The organism is Streptomyces sp. NBC_00986, assembly GCF_045162565.1.
Lineage (GTDB): Bacteria > Actinomycetota > Actinomycetes > Streptomycetales > Streptomycetaceae > Streptomyces.
The window spans coordinates 2,430,460-2,447,327 of sequence record NZ_CP108733.1 but is presented as its reverse complement, the minus strand read 5'-3'; the positions used below and the strand labels follow the sequence as shown (position 1 = coordinate 2,447,327).

Sequence of the window (16,868 nt, the reverse complement as noted above, 5' to 3'; positions counted from 1 at the left end):
AGAGCCTCCGTCGGGACCCGGGGTGACAGGCCCTAGACCGCGCTCCCCGCCTTCCACTCCGCCCACGACAGGTTCCAGCCGTTGAGGCCGTTGTCCGCTGCCACGGTCTTCTCGCCGGAGTTCTTCACGATGACGACGTCGCCGAGCATCGAGCTGTCGTAGAACTTGTAGCCGGCGACGGAGGTGTCGTTGGCGCCCTTCGCGTCGTGCAGGCCGACGCAGCCGTGGCTGGTGTTCTCGCTGCCGAACACCGAGGTGGACGCCCAGTAGTTGCCGTGCACGAAGGTGCCGGAGGTGGTGAGGCGCTGGGCGTGCGGGACGTCGGAGATGTCGTACTCGTCGCCGAGGCCGACCGTCGAGGACTCCATGCGGGTCTGCTTGAACCGCTCGCTGATCACCATGATCCCGGACCAGGTGGTGTGCTGGGCGTTGCCGCCGCTGACCGGGTAGGTCGCGAGGGTCTTGCCGTCGCGCTTGACGACCATCTCCTTGCTGGACAGGTCGACCGTGCTGATCTGCTCGCGGCCGATGTCGAAGGTGACGTCCTTGGACTGGACGCCGTAGATCCCGTCCTGGCCCTCGACGTCCTTCAGACGGAGGCTGAGGGTGATCTTCGTGCCGGCCGCCCAGTACGTCTCGGGGCGGAAGTCGAGCCGGGTGTCGCTGAACCAGTGGCCGACGATCTCGACGGCGGGCTCGGCGGTGACCGTGATCGCCTTCTGGACATTGGACCGGTCCTTGACCGCGTGCGTGAAGTTGATAGACACGGGCATGCCGACGCCGGAGGTGGAGTTCGCCTCAGGGGTGAAGTAGCCGACGAAGGTCTCGCCGGGCGACTTCGTGGTGAAGGTCATCGTCTTCGCGGCGGCGTCCTGCGCCTGCGCCGCGACCGTGTACTTCGTGCCCGAGTACGGGTTCTTCGTGGACGTCCACTTCGTCTTGGCGTCGTTGAAGGTACCGGCCAGCGTGGAGCCGTCGTTGCCGGTCACCTTCACCGTGGCGAGCGTGCCGTCGGCCACGGTGACCGTGACCGGGGTCGTGAACTCGGCCTTTTTGGTGCCGTCGGCGGGCAGGACCGTGACGGTCGGCGCCTTCGCGGCCTTCACGGACGCCGTCGCCGACGAACCGCCGGACGACGAGCTCTCCGCGGCCCCCGCCGAACCGCTGCAACCGGTCAGGACGGCGGCCGGCACCACCCCGAGCACGGTGAGGACCCCACGACGGGACCACCTCTCCGACTGCTTCTCGGACCGGTTGGATATGTGCGACACGCCCACGGCAGGCCTTCCTCCGCATGTCGCGCACACCCCTGGCCGTACGCGACGAGATCACCAGTGCCGTTGCATCCTCCGCCACTTCCATGGGTTGAATCTTTGAATCCCAGGAGCTCCACCTGAGATTCCTGTGAAGAGAGCCTGAAAGAAGTCCTGAAACCACGGTTGCCGGACGCTTCCCGAGTGTGAACAGAGTATGAAGGCGCCGACCGGTGCCCTGAGTATCCGGTGAGATCCCCGTCCCGCCATGGCTTCCCCACCTACCCGGTCGGAATAGTGAGGAAGGAACTGAAGGCGGAGTTCCGTTTCGGCGGCTCCGCGGCAGACCACGCCGGAGGTATTCGTGACCGAAGTCCGCAAGCGGCCCACCGTGGCGATCGTCGGAGCGGGCGCGGCAGGCGCCCTGACCGCCGTCCAGCTCTGCGAGACCGCCACCCGCCGCCGGACCCCGCTCGACCTGGTGCTGGTAGACCCGGCCCCGGAAGCCGGCCGCGGCACGGCCTACGCCACACCCGATCCACGCCACCGGCTCAACGTCCCCGCGGGCGGCATGAGTTGCTACCCCGACGACCCCGGTCACTTCACCCGCTGGCTGTGCCGCCACGGTGAACCCACTGTCAGCGGCGCCGACTTCGCCACCCGCTACCGCTACGGCGCCTATCTCGCCGACACCCTCGCCCAGGCCGTCGTCCGTTCCCACGGTACGGTCTCCGTACGCAGGCTGCGCACCCGCGCCGAGAGCTGTACCGGCACCCCCGAAGGCCCGGTGGAACTCCACCTCGCCGACGGGGGACTCCTCACCGCCGACAGCGCCGTCCTGGCCACCGGCCCCGCCGCCCCTACGGCCGCCTGGGCCCCGCCCGCCCTGCGCACCTCGCCCCGCTTCATCAACTCACCCTGGAAACCCGGTGCGTTGGACGCCGTGCGTGAGGACACCGCCGACATCCTTCTCGTCGGCACGGGCCTCACCGCCGTGGACCTCGCCCTCACTCTGGACCGTTCCAAGCGCACGGCCCACGCCGTCTCCCGCAGTGGACTCCTGCCCCAGCCTCACACGTTGGGACCGGCCGGCGCGATGGAGGCGCCGAGCTGGCCCCGCGACCTGACCCTGAGCGGCCTGCGCCGAACCGTCTACCGGCACGTCAGCCGCTCCGTCCGCACCCACGGAGACTGGCGCCCCGCCCTGGACAGCCTGCGCCCGCACACCGCGAGACTCTGGCGCAGCCTGACCCCCGAAGAACGCGGGGAGTTCCTCGCCCACGAGGGCGCCCTCTGGAACACCCACCGCCACCGCATGGCCCCCACCACCGCCGAGTCGGTCACCCGGGCCCGCACCGCGCGCCGCCTCCAAGTGCACGCCGCCACGATCACCGACGCGGCGGAGGGTGACGGGCAGTTGGTGGTCACGCTCTCCAACGGCCGTACGCTGCGCGTGGGTTGGGTGATCGACTGCACGGGACCCGGGCAGCGGCTCGAAGACCCGTTGTGGCGTGGACTGTTTGAGACCGGAACGGCCGTTCCAGGCCCCCTCGGCATGGGGGTGGCCACCCGAGACGGACGCCTCCTCGATGCCCAAGGTCTTTCCGCACGACCGCTGTTCACGCTCGGCGGTCCCAGGCGCGGCGAGTTGTGGGAGACCACCGCGATCCCCGAGATCCGCGTCCAGGCGGCCGCCCTGGCCCAGCAGTTGCTGGCGGCTCCGGCCCGCCGCGCCACGCGCCGCAGGCCCGTCGACGGACTCGGACTCCCGCTGTCGACCTATGCCGAGGCCGCTACCGCGTACCGCAACGGACTCGACCGGGTCCTCAAAGTACGCGCCGGAGCCGAGGATGCCTTCGCACGCGCGGTCGCCCTGGACCCCGGATTCGCCCTGGGACACGCGGCGTTGGCCCTGCTCGGCCACGAGTGCGGAGCCGCCGTGGACGTACCCCGGGCGCTCGCCGACGCCCAGCGCTGCGCACACGAACGCGCCGACGAACGCGAACGCTCCTTCGTGGAGGTGATCACGCGCCGGGTCCAGTCCCCCGACGGGGACGGCGCGTTGATACGCCACCTCGACACCCACCCCGCCGACGCGCTCGCCCTCGCCGCCGCCGTCCCCACCATCGCCTTCTCCGGTGTCACCGACCTCGACGGCGACTACGCGCTGCGGCTCGTCGAGCGGACGTCCCCCGCCTACGACGGGCACTGGTTCCACACCTCGCTGCTCGCGTTCCTGCGCCAGGAACAGGGTCGGCTGCACGAGGCGGGTGAACTCGCCCACCGCGCCCTGGGAGTTGAGCCCGCGTCCGGTCACGCCGTGCACGCGCTGGCCCACGTCCACTACGAGTCCGGCGCCCACGAGGCGGGCCGGGACTGGCTGGACGGCTGGTTGTCCGGGCAGGGCCGGGGTGCCGTCCATCGGGCCCACTTCTCCTGGCACATCGCCCTGCACGAACTGGCGTTGGACGACCCCGCCGCCGTACGCAGGCGCTGGTTCGCGCAGTTGGCGCCGGGGCGGGTGACCGGGGTGCGCGCGCTGGTCGACTCGGGGTCGCTGCTGTGGCGGGCGAGGCTCAGCGGCAACTGGCAGGGGGAGCTGCCGACTTCGGACGTCCTGGACACCGTGGCCTGCGAGGTGCTGGAGCGGCCGGCGACGGCGTTCACGGCTCTGCACGCGGCGGTGGCTCTGACGGCCGCCGGAGACCTCCCGGCCCTCCGCCGCCTGCGCGACCACGCGGCGGGCGCCGACCCGGTGCAGCGCGAGGTCATCGCCCCGCTCTGCGACGCCTTCGCCGCCCTCGTCGAACACCGCTTCCACGAAGCCGCCCACGGCCTCGACGCGTTGCTGCCGGTCCTGCGCAAGGTGGGCGGCAGCGCGGCCCAACGCGAGGTCGTGGAGGAGACGTTGCTGTTTGCGCTGGTGTCGGCGGGGCGGTGCGATGCGGCCCGGCGGTTGCTGGACGCGCGGCTGGACCGGAAGGCGGCGCCTCGGGATCGGCGGATGCTGGCGGGACTGCCCGGGTGAGAGGGGTGGGGCCGGGCGTCGGTGCTGGACGCGTGTCTCTGTCGTAGACCCGCGTCTGGATTCGGCGCGTCGGTCCCGGCGGATGTCGGCGGGGGCCGCTGCGGGGAAACGGTTGGGACGAGCGGGAGTTGGACATGTGTCCCGTTCCCGTCGTGGGCCCGCGTCTGGATCCGACCTCGTGGTCAGTCGGGAGTGGGCCGTTCGCGGGGCTCGTCCTCCGGTGTCGAGGGGAGGCTGAGGGTGGCCTCCAGGCCTCCGGTCGCGGTGGCGCCAAGGCGGAGGGTGCCGCGGTGGAGGTGGGCCTGTTGGTCGACGAGGGCCAGGCCGAGGCCGGAGCCGGGGGAGCGGGTGCGGGTGCCGCGGGTGAACCGGGCCTTCATGGCCTGCCGTTGGGCGGCGGGGATGCCGGGGCCGTCGTCGCCGACGGTGATCCGGACCGTGCCCGCGTCCTCGCCGAGCCGGACGTCCACAGTGCCGTCGGGACGGCCGTGGAGGGCCGCGTTGTCGAGGAGGTTGTCGACGGCCAGGCGTAGGCCGACGGGCCAACCGTCCACGGTCGCGGGGGAGTTGGCCGTCAGCCGGTAGGTGGTCGTGGGGTGGCGGTGTGCGGCGTGGGCGACGGCCTCGTCGAGGAGTTCGCTCAGGACGACCGGGGTGCGTTCGGGGAGAGCGTGGGCGTCGCCGCGCGCCAGGGTCTGAAGTCCCGTGAGGAGCGCGGTGATTCGGCGGTGCTCCGCGCTCATCGCCTCCAGGGCACGGGCCCGTTGGGGTGCGGGGAGGCCGGGGTTGCGCTGGAGGGTCTCCAGGGTGACCCCGAGGCTGGTGAGCGGGGTGCGGAGTTCGTGGCCCGCGTCGGCGGTGAAACGGCGGGTGGAGTCCATGCTGACGCGCAACTGGTCCAGCATGCTGTTCAGCGCGTGGGAGAGGTCCGCGACCTCCTGCGGGCGTGTGACGGCGGGGAGTTGGTGCCCGGCCGTGTCCGCGCTGATCGCGAGGGCGCCGGTCCGCAGCCGTTCGAGCGGCTGGAGGATGATCCGGGTGAGCAGCCAGACGCCGCCGGCCGTGGCGAGGGCGGCGAGGAGGGTGACGGCGGCGACGATCACGGTGTTGTCCGCCAGCCGCCGCTCGATCGGGTCGATGTCCTGGAGGACTTCGAGCCGCTCGCCGGTGGTGCTCAGGGAACGGGTCAGCGAGCGCCAGGTCTGCCCGTCGGTGTCGATCGTGCGGTAACCGTCGCGGGCGGGCACCGGGAGCGGGGCGGCCGGCGTCTCCCCGTGCTGCGCGATCACCTTCCCGCCGGAGACGAGCCGCACCAGACTCTGACTGCCGGCCAGCAGACCGCCGTAGTCGTCACTGTCCTCGTCGTTGGTGCTCGAATGCCCGGCCTGGTCGCGGAGTTTGTCGGCGTCCTGGTCCCCCTTCTCGGCACGGGCGGCGAGCTGACGGTCGACGTCGGTGCGGTCGCGATGGTCGATCCGGACGACGATGACCAGCCCCGCGAGCGCGACCACGACGGTCACCAGCAGGACGACAGCGGCGGTGATCCGGGAACGGAGACTGCGCGGGAGCCAGGTCATGGACCGGTCCACGGGGCGACGGCGGAGGTGATCCCGGCGTGCGGGTTGCGCGGGTCCCACGTCGTGGGCGGGTACGCGGGACTGCCCCCGGCGATGTTCCGGGGTCTCGGGTCGCGCAGCAGCCACGTCATGGACCGTTCCACAGGATGCCCGCAGCCGTGATCGGAGCGCACGCCCCGGGGCACCCCCTTCACGGCCCGGTCCGCAGGACGAAGCCGATCCCGCGGACGGTTCGGAGTACTCGGGGGCCGCCGTCGGCCTCGAGTTTTTTGCGGAGGTAGCCGATGAACACGTCCACCACGTTGGTGTCGACGTCCCAGGTGTAGCCCCAGACCTGCTCCAACAGCTGGGCCCGGGAAAGGACTTGGCCAGGTCGGTGGGCAAGGGCGAGGAGCAGGTCGAACTCGCGGGTGGTCAGCCGGAGTTCGCGTCCCGCCCGGGAGGCCATGCGGCGCGCGGGCTCGATCGCGACATCTCCGACGACCAGGGACCGCTCGGTCGTCGACTCGTGCAGCCGCACCATCGCGTGCAGCCGCGCGGACAACTCCCCGACGGAGAACGGTTTTACGACGTAGTCGTCCGCGCCCGCCGCGAGCCCCGCGACCCGGTCGTCGACCTCGTCGCGCGCGGAGAGCATGCACACGGGAAGCGTCCGGCCCTGGGCGCGCAGTGCGCGGACGACCTCGACCCCGGACAGTCCCGGCATCGTCACGTCCAGGACGATCACCGACGGCGGCCGGCCGGCGACCTCGTCGAGTGCCGTTTCGCCGTCCTCGGCCAGCCGCACCGTGAAGCCCTCGAGACCGAGCCCCAGGTCCAGGGCCGCGCGCACGCCGGGGTCGTCGTCGACCACCAGTACCTCCGGCTTCCGGCCCACCGCCGCCATGCAGCACCTCGACTTCCTCACCGGCACCCGCGGGAACGGGCACCGTCGCCTGCCTCAAGGATCAGCTGCCTCAAGGATCGGCGGTGAACGACAAGGAAGTCTAAGAACCACGCGGGCCACTCCTCCCACCGAGCCGGCATCGACACAGGTCAGCGGCGCGCACGCCCCTCCCGGCCGCCGGGTTTCTTAGAGCGGCCACAAAGAGCGGAGCGAGGGTGAGGACACGCCCTGGCCGCCGGGGCACCCCTGGCCCTCGCGACGAAGGAAGCCCGCCGATGACCCTGTCCACCGCGCTGCCCCGCGGGCAACGCACCCCGCCCGCCCCACCCCGCAGGGGGCGATTCACACTCGCCGACCCGCTCGGCGCGCTGGCGATCCTGTCCGTGGTCGCGGTCGTAGCGCTGTGGGTCATGAACCAGGGAGGCCCGCTCAGCCTGACGGCCTCCGACCGGGCGACCGGCTCCCTCGGCCTGCTCGTGGGACTCCTGGCCTCCGACCTGATGATCCTCCAGGTCGTCCTGCTCGCCCGGATCCCCTGGGTGGAACGGTCCTGGGGCCACGACCTGCTCACCCGCCGGCACCGCCTGGTCGGCTTCGCGTCGTTCTGGCTGATGGCGGCCCACGTCACCCTGTTCGCCTTGGAACGGTCCACCCGCGAACCCACGGCGATACCGGACGCACTCCTGCGCCTGTTCGTCACCGACTCATGGATGCTGTTCGCCACCGTGGGGACCGCCCTGCTGATCATGGTCGTGGTCACCTCGGTCCGCGTGGCCCGCCGCCGCCTCCGCTACGAGTCCTGGCACCTGCTGCACCTCTACTCCTACGCCGGCATCGCGGCCACCTTCCCGCACACCTTCACCGACGGCGCCGACTTCCACGAGACCTGGACCCGCGTCTACTGGTGGTGCCTGTACGGCTTCGCGTTCGCCGCCACCCTCCTCTACCGCGTCGCCCTGCCCACCTGGCGCTCCCTGTACCACCGCCTCCGGGTCGAGTCCGTGGTCACCGAAGCACCCGGCACTGTCTCGGTCACCCTCAAGGGCCACCGCCTGGACCGGATGCGGACGGCCTCCGGCCAGTTCTTCGTCTGGCGCTTCCTCGACGGCCCCGGCTGGTCCCGCGGCAACCCGTACACCCTCTCCGCCGCCCCCACCCCCGACCGGCTGCGCATCACGATCAAGTCCGCCGGCGACGGCAGCGAACGCGCCGCCCGCCTCACCCCCGGCACCCGCGCCCTGATCGAGGGCCCCTATGGCACCCTCACCGCCCGCCACCGTACTCACCCCGGCATGCTCCTCATGGCTGCGGGAATCGGCATCACCCCCATGCGCGCCCTGCTCGAAGACGCCCCCTACGCCCCCGGCGAGGCCACCCTCATCTATCGCTACGGCGAGGACGAGCACGCCGTGTTCGCCGACGAACTCCGCGCCATCGCCACCCGCCGAGGCGTTGAGCTGATCCTCCTCCCGGGACCGCGCCGCGCCGACACGTCCTGGCAGGCAGTGGGTCCCGCGCACCTCGACGACACGTCCTGGTCGGTCGCGGGCCCGGCCCACGGTACGGATGCCTCCGGGCCAGCCGCCGGTCCCGCGTACCGTACGGATGCCTCCGGGCCAGCCGCCGGTCCCGCGTACCGTACGGATGCCTCCGGGCCAGCCGCCGGTCCCGCGCACCTCACCGATACCTCCTGGCAGACCACGGGCTCGGCTCACCTCACCGATACCTCCTGGCAGACGGCGGGTTCCGTACACCGCCCTGACACCTCCCGGCAGGCAGCAGGGTCAGCCCAGTTCGCCAACGCTCCCGGGCACGCCACCGACCCCACCCACCTCGACGACGACGTCCAGGTCCTCAAGAACCTCGTCCCCGACATCGCCCGCAGGGACATCTACGTCTGCGGTCCGCCCGCTTGGATCACCGCCGTCCGCAAGGCGGCCCGTGGCGCCGGCGCCCATCGCGACAGCGTCCACACCGAAGAGTTCGCCTGGTAGCAGCACTCCGCCCCGTCAACAACAGGAGCACACATGCGACGCATCACTCTCTGGCTCACCGCCACCCTCTCCGTGGCCGTCCTCCTCTTCGCCTTCCAACTCAACGCCTCCGGCGTGACCGGTAAGTCGGGGGACGGCGGCGACCACATGCCGCCCGCGTCGACGTCCACCTCCACTTCCACGCCCAACGCCTCGGCCAAGCCCGGGGACGACACCGCCGGCGACGGTGACCACGTCGGAAAGCCGGGCGAGAACAAGTAGGTGCCTGACGAGCCCGCCAACTCCCGCTCAGAGAAGCCTGCTTCAGGCACCGCGAAGTCGGCCTCGGGCCGGTGTGCGGCGCGGAGCCGGAAGAACTGGGCCTCTGCGGTATTTCTTGTTCCGGTCCAGGGCGTGCGCGGCAAGGTGGGGATCTTGGTGGCCGGTGGATCGGGAAAGACGGGAGGGCGGCGATGGACGGGACGGAACGTGTCGTGGTGGTCAGTGGTGGCGGCACCGGCATCGGCCGCGCCGTCGCCGAGGCGTTCGCCCGGCAGGGCGACAAGGTCTTCGTCCTCGGCCGGCGGGCGGAGGTCCTGCGTGCGACGGCGCGGGAGATCGACGGCGCCCACCCCGTGCGGGCCGTCACGGTCGACCTGTCGGAGCCCGAGCAGATCGAGCGGATGCTGGACGAACTCCCGGCAGATGTCGATGTGTCGGTGAACAACGCGGGCGGCCGGGGCGGCCCCGCACAGGCCGGGAGCCTCAAGGAGGTTGCCGAGCAGTAGCGGCGGGTCTTCGACAGCAACGTCCTGCCGGCGGTCCTGCTCACCGAAGCACTGCTGCCGCGCTTGGCCAGGCCCGGCGGCCGCGTGGTCACCATCGGTTCCGTCGCCGCCCTGCGGGGCAACGGCGCCTACGGAGCCGCCAAGGCGGCCCTGTCGGCGTGGAACCACACACTCGCGCGGGAGTTGGGCCGAGGGGCGCGACAGCCAACGTCGTGGTGCCCGGGTTCGTCGCGGGCACCGAGTTCTTCGGCGTACCCGCCGACGAGGAGGAACGCGCCGGGCGCCGCGCCCAGACCCTGGTCGGCAGGGTGGGAGAACCGGCGGACATCGCCGCGGCCGTCGTCTTCCTGGCGTCTCCCGAGGCCCGCTACATCACGGGCGAGTTCCTCAACAGCAACGGCGGCGCCGTACTGGGGCGATGACTGCTTCACGGTCGAGGCCTACTGCCAGCGGGACCGGTAGGACGGCATCGCGGAGCGACGTTCCAAGAGCACGTGCTGGAACGGGAGTTGAGAGGTGAGCGGCGGGTCCGGTGACGTCGGTCCAGGCCCGGCGGTGTCCAGTCGGCGTGCTGCAGGACGGCGTGGACGGTCGTCCGGGAGGGGGCCAGCCGGAGCGCCGTGTTGCGTACGGCGACGGCCACGGGGTGGGTCAGCTGCTGGCCCATGCGGCCGGCTGGGCGGGCAGCACGGGCGACGGACCGGGTGCGCGGGCGGCGCTCGGCGTCGTAGCGGGTCAGCGCCGATTCGACGGTGGGCCCGGTGGCGAGTACGGCGGCCAGCACGGCCGCGTCCTCCAGCGCCTGGCACGCGCCCTGGCCGAGATGCGGGGTCATGGCATGGGCCGCGTCACCGAGCAGCACGATCCGGCCCGCGGTGAAGGCGGGCACGGGCGTCACCAGTTCGTGGACGTCGTGGTGCAGGAGGGTGTCGGGGCGGGTGGCGTCGAGCAGCGCGGGGATCGGATCGTGCCAGGTGCCGAAGCGGCGGCGCATCGCGTCGAGGGCGTCCGAATACCGCACACCGGGCGGTGAGTTGAGCACCGCGTGCCACTCGGCCCGGCCGTCGGTGAACGCGATGTGGCCGAATTCGGCGCCCTTCCCCCAGGTCGGCTCGAAGTCGGTGGCCAGGTCGACCGGACGCTCGGTGACGGCGCGCACGACGGTCGACCCGCTGTAGGCCGGACCCGGGTGGCGAGGGAGCAACTGCGCCCGCAGCCGGCTGCCCACTCCGTCGGCGGCCACGACCAGATCCGCCTCCAGGACGGCGTCGTCGAGCGGTATCCGTACCCGGCCCGCTGTGGACCGGTCCACGAAGGCCACCTCGGCCCGGGTCACCAGGCAGCCGGACGGCAGCGCCGTGCGCAGCAGCTCGTGCAGCACGGCTCGGGGATGCCGACGATCGGTGTGCCCAGCTCGCGTTCGAGAACGGTCCCGTCCATCCGGGCCAGCCAACCGCCACCGGGGACACGGGTACCCCCGGTGTACTGGGGCCGCGGCGCGCACCGCCGGACCGACACCGAGGACGTCCAGGGCGCGCAGGCCGTTGGCGTGCAGGGAGATACCGGCGCCCGCGTCGGCCGGGACGGCGGCGCGTTCGACCACCGTCACCTCCCAGCCGATCCGGCGCAGACCGATCGCGGCCGCCGGCCCGCCGATGCCTCCGCCCACCACCACCGCGCTGCCACCCATACCGGCCCTCCCTCGTCCGCCCCGCCACATGCCTTCTACAGATGTAGAAGGAGGGTGGTTCACGGTAACCCACTCCTCTACAGGTGTAGAAAGGGGGGATGTCCACAGACCGACGTACCGTCCTCGCCGACGCGGCCATCGACGTGCTCGCCGAGGCCGGAATCCGCGGACTGACCCATCGCGCGGTGGACCGCGCGGCGAACCTGCCGCCCGGCACCACCTCCGCCTACCACCGCACCCGCCAGGCACTGTTCACCGCACTCGTCCGCCGCCTGGTCGCCCTCGACCAGGCGGAACTCCAGGCGACCGGGGAACGGACGCCGGTACCGCGCAGCCCCGACGAACTGGCCGCCGGGATCGCGGCCTTCGTCGAGCAACGGCTCACGAGCGACGGACGCAGACGCTCCCTGGCCCGGTACGCCTGCGCCATCGAGAGCGTGCACCACCCCGAACTGCGGGAGATCCTCGTGCCGCGCCACAACGCGGGACGACAGGTCGTCCGCGACTTCCTGGCCGCGCGGGGCGTCGCGGACGCCGAGGACCGTACGGTCACGCTGCTGACCTGTGTGGACGGGTTGGTCTTCGACCGCCTGGTGGGAGGCGGAGCCGTGTCGGAGCAGGAGATCCGTGGGCTGGTGACGGCGGCCCTGCGTCAGGGCCCTTAGGCCGTCGCCTGCGTCACCGGCCCCGTCACACCTCCGGCCGCCACCCCAACGCCCGCGATATCCCACGCGCCGCGAGCCGCACCGCCGGGATCAACGCCGGTACCTGCGCGTCCACTTGAGGCACGACCACCGACACCGCGGCGGCCACCGCACCGCCCGGACCGCGCACCGGAGCCGCCACCGACAGCGCGTCGTCCGTGATCTGACGGGTGCTCACCGCCACGCCGGTGCGCCGGACTTCGGCCAGCACCCGGCGCAGCCGTACCGGATCGGTGATCGTGTACGGCGTGAAGGACGCCAACGGACCGGCGCAGTAGGCCTCTTGGGAATCCGGGTCGTCGTGGGCCAGCAGGGCCAGGCCCACTCCGGTGGCGTGGAGCGGCCAGCGGGCGCCCACCCGGATGTGTACGCCGACCGCCGAACGGCCCGAGATCCACTCGGTGTAGACGACCTCCGTACCGTCCCGCACCGCCAACTGCACGTTCTCGTGCGTCGATTCGTACAGGTCCTCCAGGTAGGGCAGGGCGAGTTGGCGCAGGGCCAGGCCGCGAGGCGCGAGTGCCGCGACCTCCCACAGCCGTAGACCCACGTGGTACGCCCCCGACGTGTCCCGCTCCAGTGCGCCCCACTCGGTGAGGGCGCCCGCGAGGCGGTGGGCGGTGGTCAGGGTGAGGCCGGCGCGGCGGCTGATGTCGGACAGGGACAGGGCCGTGTGCGCGTGGTCGAAGGCGGCGAGCACGGCGAGCAGCCGGTCGGGCGCGGACCGCGTGGCGGGCGCCGTCGACCGGGGGATCTTCGAGGGCCGCGTGACTGGCGCGGGCCCAGTGGTCGTCTCCGACCGTGCAGTGGTCGCGGACTCGGTGGTCGTCGCCGAGCGCGTGGCCGTCGCGGAACCGGCGTTCGTCGCGGACCGGGTGGTGGTCATGGCCGGGCCTCCGTCCGGTGTCAGGTCAGTCCGTCCTCGGCGACCCGTTGCAGCAGGGTGTGCAGGGTCTCGCGCTCGGTCGCGTCGAGCGGGCCCAGCAGTTCGTTCGTGACGCGCAGGCCCGCCTCGTCCGTGTCGCGCAGGAAGCCGCGGCCGTCCGCTGTCAGGACCACGATGCGGCTGCGCCGGTCGTCGGGGGAAGGGCGGCGCTCGGCGAATCCCAGCTTCTCCAGGTCGTCGACCAGGCCGACGATTGCGCTCGGGTCGTAGCCGAGGCGGGTGCTCAGTTCGCGCTGGAGGGCGCCCTCGGACGTGGCCAGGAAGCGGAGCAACGCGTAGTGGCGCAGCCGTAGGCCCGACTCCTGGAGGAACGTGTTGAAGAGCTGGCCGGAACGCAGGCCCAGCCGGTACATGAGGTAGCCCGTGTCCGCGTGCAGCCCGCGCATCCACGGCTCGTGCGCGTCGATCGGGGGGTTCGCGGCGTGCGGCTGACGGGCGATGGCGGGCTCCCTGGGTCGAGGCCCCGGGCGGGGCGTGCGGTGGTCCGGAGCCAGTCTGACGCACATGGTCCATCGGCAACAACTATTGACGTCAACAATTATTGCTCTTAGCTTCGATCTCGTAGCCGCATCGGTGCCGTTCGCAGTCCCCGTCGTTCTCGCAGCCTTCGGGGACTTCGCGGTCACGGTCCCGATGTGTCGTACCGCAGCCTCGTCTTGTGAAGGGACCGCTCGTGCCCAGCATCGATCTGACCGGCAAGGTCGCCGTCGTCACCGGCAGCGGCCGGGGCCTCGGCCTCGCCTACGCGCACGCCCTGGCCGCCCACGGCGCGTCCGTGGTCGTCAACGACATCGACGAGGCGGTGGCCGAGCAGGCCGTGAAGTCGATCGCCGAGGCGGGCGGCACCGCCGTCGCCGAGGTCGTCCCGGTCGGTACGACCGAGGCCGCCGAGCGGCTGGTGAACCGTGCCGTCGAGGAGTTCGGGCGGCTCGACATCCTGGTCACCAACGCGGGCATCCTGCGCGACAAGGTGCTGTGGAAGATGACCGACGACGACTTCGACGCGGTGATCACCACCCACCTCAAGGGCACCTTCACCTGCGCCCGCGCCGCCGCCGTACGGATGCGCGAACAGGGCGAGGGCGGCAGCCTGATCCTGGTCGGTTCGCCGGCCGGCCAGCGCGGCAACTTCGGCCAGACCAACTACTCGGCCGCCAAGGCCGGCATCGCCGCCTTCGCCCGCACCTGGTCGATGGAACTGGGCCGCGCGGGCATCACCGTCAACGCGATCGTCCCGGTCGCCGCGACCGCGATGACCGAGACGATCCCCGCGTTCGCCCCGTACATCGAGGCCATGAAGAACGGCGCCCCGCTGCCCGACTTCCTCCGCAAGGGCGAGGGCTTCGGCACCCCCGAGGACTGCGCCGCCCTCGTCCCGTTCCTCGCCTCCGAGGCCGCGCGCGGGATCACCGGCCAGGCCATCGGCATCGGCGGCGACAAGGTGGCACTCTGGTCCCACCCGCAGGAGATCAGCGCGGCCTACGCCGACGGCGGCTGGACCCCTGACACCCTGGCCGACGCCTTCCCCACCTCGGTCGGCGCCGAACTCCAGTCGGTCGGCATCCCCGCACCGAAGCTGCCGGAGGCGTGATGGACATCGGTACGGACACGGGTATGAACGTCGGTGAACTCGTCGCGATCGACGTCCACACCCACGCGGAGGTGTCCTCAAAGGGGCACTCCTCCCTGGACGACGACCTGCACGACGCCTCCTCCGCCTACTTCAAGGTCGAGGGCAAGCGGAAACCGACCCTGGAGGAGACCGCCGCGTACTACCGCGAGCGGAAGATGGCCGCGGTGATCTTCACGGTCGACGCCGAGTCCGCGACGGGCACCGAGCCCGTCCCGAACGAGGAGGTCGCCGAAGCCGCCGCCGCCAACCCGGACGTCCTGATCCCCTTCGCCTCCATCGACCCCTTCCGCGGCAAGGCGGGCGTGCGGCAGGCCCGCCGCCTGGTCGAGGAGTACGGGGTCAAGGGCTTCAAGTTCCACCCCAACATCCAGGGCTTCTTCCCCAACGACCGGTCCGTGGCCTACGACCTGTACGAGGTCATCGAGGAGACGGGCACCATCGCCCTCTTCCACACGGGCCAGACGGGCATCGGCGCGGGCGTACCGGGAGGCGGCGGCATCCGCCTGAAGTACTCCAACCCCCTCCATGTCGACGACGTCGCCGCCGACTTCCCGCACCTCAAGATCATCCTGGCGCATCCGTCCTTCCCCTGGCAGGACGAGGCCCTCGCCGTCGCCACGCACAAACCGGGCGTCCACATCGACCTGTCCGGCTGGTCCCCGAAGTACTTCCCGCCGCAGCTGGTGCAGTACGCCAACACCCTGCTGAAGGACAAGGTCCTCTTCGGCTCCGACTACCCCGTCCTCACCCCCGATCGCTGGCTCGCCGACTTCGAGAAGCTGCCGATCAAGGACGAGGTCAAGCCGAAGATCCTCAAGGAGAACGCCGCCCGCCTGCTCGGACTGACGTAAGGGGCACCGGATGCGCAACGAGGGACTGGGCTCCTGGCCCGCACGCCGGGCCCGGAAGACCCCGCACCGCACGGCTCTGGTACACGGTGGACTGTCGACAGACCGCAGTAGTTCGTCGATGGACTACGGCACATTGCATACACGAACCACCCGCCTCGCCCACGCCCTCCGCGCCCGAGGCGTCCGCCGCGGCGACCGCATCGCCTACCTCGGCCCCAACCACCCCTCCTACCTGGAGACCCTGTTCGCGGCCGGCATCCTCGGCGCGGTCTTCGTCCCCCTCAACACCCGCCTCGTCGGCCCCGAGATCGCCCACCAACTCACCGACTCCGGCGCCAAGATCCTCGTCTACGGCCCGACGCACGCCGGTCTCGTCGCCGGCCTCCCGGGCAACACCGACGTCCGTACGTACCTCGAAGTCGGCCCGGAATACGAGGAGTTGCTCGACGCGGGTTCCGACGAGCCGATCGACGAGCCCGTCTCGGCCGACGACACCTGCATCATCATGTACACCTCGGGCACGACCGGCCGTCCCAAGGGCGCCATGCTCACCCACGGCAACCTGGCCTGGAACGCGATCAACGTCCTCGTCGACACCGACCTGATCGCCGACGAACGCGCCCTGGTCTCCGCCCCGTTGTTCCACACGGCCGGCCTCAACATGCTCACCCTGCCGGTCCTGCTCAAGGGCGGCACCTGCGTCCTGGTCGAGGCCTTCGACCCGGCGGCCACCTTCGACCTGATCGAACAGCACCGGATCACCTTCATGTTCGGGGTCCCGACGATGTTCGACCAGCTGGCCCGCCACCCCCGCTGGGCCGACGCCGACCTCTCCTCGCTGCGCATCCTCACCTGCGGCGGCTCCCCGGTCCCGTCCCCGCTGATCGCGGCCTACCAGGAACGCGGGCTGACCTTCCTCCAGGGCTACGGCATGACGGAGGCCGCGCCCGGGACGCTGTTCCTGGACGCCGAACACGCGGTCAGCAAGGCGGGTTCGGCGGGCGTGCCGCACTTCTTCAGCGACGTACGGGTCGTACGGCCCGACCTCACCCCCGCCGACGTCGGCGAGACCGGCGAGGTCGTGGTGCGCGGGCCCCATGTCATGCCCGGCTATTGGGGGTTGCCCGAGGAGACGGCCGCGGTCTTCGCCGACGGCTGGTTCCGCAGCGGGGACGCGGCACGGACCGACGAGGACGGCTATGTGTACATCGTCGACCGCATGAAGGACATGATCATCTCCGGTGGGGAGAACATCTACCCCGCCGAGATCGAGGATCTCCTCCTCGCCCACCCCGACATCGTGGAGTGCGCGGTGATCGGGGTCTCGGACGACAAGTGGGGCGAGGTGCCGCGGGCGGTCGTCGTGCCGCGCGAAGGTGCCTCGCCGGACCCGGACGAGGTGCTCGCGTCGCTGGCCGGCCGGCTCGCCAAGTACAAGATCCCCAAGTCGATGGTGGTCGCGGACGAACTCCCGCGTACCGCCTCCGGCAAGCTCCTCAAGTCCCGGGTGCGCAAGCGCTTCGGCACCAACTCTTAGCT

At 71.5% G+C, this 16,868-nt stretch carries 14 protein-coding genes and 1 pseudogene; 9 read left to right on the top strand and 6 right to left on the bottom strand.

What is annotated here, in order from left to right; all coding sequences use genetic code 11:
• Positions 1 to 32: 32 nt before the first annotated feature.
• The gene (locus tag OG504_RS10725; RefSeq protein WP_405989581.1) at positions 33 to 1,277 is read right to left on the bottom strand and encodes an Ig-like domain-containing protein; all 1,245 of its coding nucleotides are present in this window, start codon (positions 1,275 to 1,277) and stop codon (positions 33 to 35) included.
• Positions 1,278 to 1,617: 340 nt separating this feature from the next.
• On the opposite strand from OG504_RS10725, the gene OG504_RS10720 reads away from it, so the two are divergent.
• Positions 1,618 to 4,281 (top strand): FAD/NAD(P)-binding protein, encoded by a 2,664-nt coding sequence (locus OG504_RS10720; protein ID WP_405989580.1) that lies wholly within the window; start codon positions 1,618 to 1,620, stop codon positions 4,279 to 4,281.
• Positions 4,282 to 4,463: 182 nt separating this feature from the next.
• On the opposite strand, the gene OG504_RS10715 is transcribed toward OG504_RS10720, so the two are convergent.
• Positions 4,464 to 5,858: an ATP-binding protein gene (locus OG504_RS10715; protein WP_405989579.1), complete on the bottom strand. Its 1,395-nt coding sequence runs from the start codon at positions 5,856 to 5,858 to the stop codon at positions 4,464 to 4,466.
• A gap of 190 nt (positions 5,859 to 6,048) precedes the next feature.
• Positions 6,049 to 6,744, bottom strand: a complete 696-nt coding sequence (locus tag OG504_RS10710; RefSeq protein WP_405989578.1) for a response regulator transcription factor — start codon at positions 6,742 to 6,744, stop codon at positions 6,049 to 6,051.
• Between the two features lie 275 nt (positions 6,745 to 7,019).
• On the opposite strand from OG504_RS10710, the gene OG504_RS10705 reads away from it, so the two are divergent.
• The 4 genes and pseudogenes from OG504_RS10705 (at position 7,020) to OG504_RS10690 (ending at position 9,927) form a co-directional block, all read left to right on the top strand.
• On the top strand, positions 7,020 to 8,738 hold the full coding sequence (locus tag OG504_RS10705; RefSeq protein ID WP_405989577.1) for a ferric reductase-like transmembrane domain-containing protein: 1,719 nt from the start codon (positions 7,020 to 7,022) through the stop codon (positions 8,736 to 8,738).
• A 33-nt stretch (positions 8,739 to 8,771) separates the two neighbouring features.
• Complete coding sequence (locus OG504_RS10700; protein WP_405989576.1) at positions 8,772 to 8,999, top strand: hypothetical protein; 228 nt, start codon at positions 8,772 to 8,774, stop codon at positions 8,997 to 8,999.
• Positions 9,000 to 9,190: 191 nt separating this feature from the next.
• Positions 9,191 to 9,670 (top strand): annotated as a pseudogene (locus tag OG504_RS10695) (SDR family oxidoreductase); the annotation flags it as partial.
• Positions 9,664 to 9,927: an SDR family oxidoreductase gene (locus OG504_RS10690; RefSeq protein ID WP_405996297.1), complete on the top strand. Its 264-nt coding sequence runs from the start codon at positions 9,664 to 9,666 to the stop codon at positions 9,925 to 9,927. The pseudogene OG504_RS10695 and the gene OG504_RS10690, both read left to right, overlap by 7 nt.
• Before the next feature lie 5 nt (positions 9,928 to 9,932).
• On the opposite strand, the gene OG504_RS10685 is transcribed toward OG504_RS10690, so the two are convergent.
• Positions 9,933 to 11,195 (bottom strand): FAD-dependent monooxygenase, encoded by a 1,263-nt coding sequence (locus tag OG504_RS10685; protein WP_405989575.1) that lies wholly within the window; start codon positions 11,193 to 11,195, stop codon positions 9,933 to 9,935.
• A 98-nt stretch (positions 11,196 to 11,293) separates the two neighbouring features.
• On the opposite strand from OG504_RS10685, the gene OG504_RS10680 reads away from it, so the two are divergent.
• Positions 11,294 to 11,860: a TetR/AcrR family transcriptional regulator gene (locus OG504_RS10680; protein WP_405989574.1), complete on the top strand. Its 567-nt coding sequence runs from the start codon at positions 11,294 to 11,296 to the stop codon at positions 11,858 to 11,860.
• Between the two features lie 25 nt (positions 11,861 to 11,885).
• On the opposite strand, the gene OG504_RS10675 is transcribed toward OG504_RS10680, so the two are convergent.
• Together OG504_RS10675 and OG504_RS10670 are read right to left on the bottom strand one after the other, a co-directional pair.
• Complete coding sequence (locus OG504_RS10675; protein WP_405989573.1) at positions 11,886 to 12,785, bottom strand: IclR family transcriptional regulator; 900 nt, start codon at positions 12,783 to 12,785, stop codon at positions 11,886 to 11,888.
• Between the two features lie 20 nt (positions 12,786 to 12,805).
• Positions 12,806 to 13,231, bottom strand: a complete 426-nt coding sequence (locus OG504_RS10670; protein WP_200687367.1) for a MarR family winged helix-turn-helix transcriptional regulator — start codon at positions 13,229 to 13,231, stop codon at positions 12,806 to 12,808.
• Between the two features lie 287 nt (positions 13,232 to 13,518).
• Between OG504_RS10670 and OG504_RS10665 the strand changes: the two genes are divergently transcribed.
• The 3 genes from OG504_RS10665 to OG504_RS10655 are packed head-to-tail and all read left to right on the top strand — an operon-like array spanning position 13,519 to position 16,866.
• Positions 13,519 to 14,436: an SDR family NAD(P)-dependent oxidoreductase gene (locus tag OG504_RS10665; RefSeq protein WP_405989572.1), complete on the top strand. Its 918-nt coding sequence runs from the start codon at positions 13,519 to 13,521 to the stop codon at positions 14,434 to 14,436.
• 23 nt (positions 14,437 to 14,459) lie between these two features.
• Positions 14,460 to 15,329 (top strand): amidohydrolase family protein, encoded by an 870-nt coding sequence (locus tag OG504_RS10660; protein WP_405996296.1) that lies wholly within the window; start codon positions 14,460 to 14,462, stop codon positions 15,327 to 15,329.
• Between the two features lie 10 nt (positions 15,330 to 15,339).
• Positions 15,340 to 16,866: an acyl-CoA synthetase gene (locus OG504_RS10655; protein WP_405989571.1), complete on the top strand. Its 1,527-nt coding sequence runs from the start codon at positions 15,340 to 15,342 to the stop codon at positions 16,864 to 16,866.
• Positions 16,867 to 16,868 lie beyond the last annotated feature (2 nt).

Excerpts from the sequence above, each read along its gene's own strand:
- OG504_RS10715 (WP_405989579.1), bottom strand. The coding sequence starts at position 5,858 with ATGACCTGGCTCCCGCGCAGTCTCCGTTCCCGGATCACCGCCGCTGTC.
- OG504_RS10710 (WP_405989578.1), bottom strand. The coding sequence starts at position 6,744 with ATGGCGGCGGTGGGCCGGAAGCCGGAGGTACTGGTGGTCGACGACGAC.
- OG504_RS10705 (WP_405989577.1), top strand. The coding sequence starts at position 7,020 with ATGACCCTGTCCACCGCGCTGCCCCGCGGGCAACGCACCCCGCCCGCC.
- OG504_RS10700 (WP_405989576.1), top strand. The coding sequence starts at position 8,772 with ATGCGACGCATCACTCTCTGGCTCACCGCCACCCTCTCCGTGGCCGTC.
- OG504_RS10685 (WP_405989575.1), bottom strand. The coding sequence starts at position 11,195 with ATGGGTGGCAGCGCGGTGGTGGTGGGCGGAGGCATCGGCGGGCCGGCG.
- OG504_RS10680 (WP_405989574.1), top strand. The coding sequence starts at position 11,294 with ATGTCCACAGACCGACGTACCGTCCTCGCCGACGCGGCCATCGACGTG.
- OG504_RS10675 (WP_405989573.1), bottom strand. The coding sequence starts at position 12,785 with ATGACCACCACCCGGTCCGCGACGAACGCCGGTTCCGCGACGGCCACG.
- OG504_RS10670 (WP_200687367.1), bottom strand. The coding sequence starts at position 13,231 with ATGCGCGGGCTGCACGCGGACACGGGCTACCTCATGTACCGGCTGGGC.
- OG504_RS10660 (WP_405996296.1), top strand. The coding sequence starts at position 14,460 with ATGAACGTCGGTGAACTCGTCGCGATCGACGTCCACACCCACGCGGAG.
- OG504_RS10655 (WP_405989571.1), top strand. The coding sequence starts at position 15,340 with ATGCGCAACGAGGGACTGGGCTCCTGGCCCGCACGCCGGGCCCGGAAG.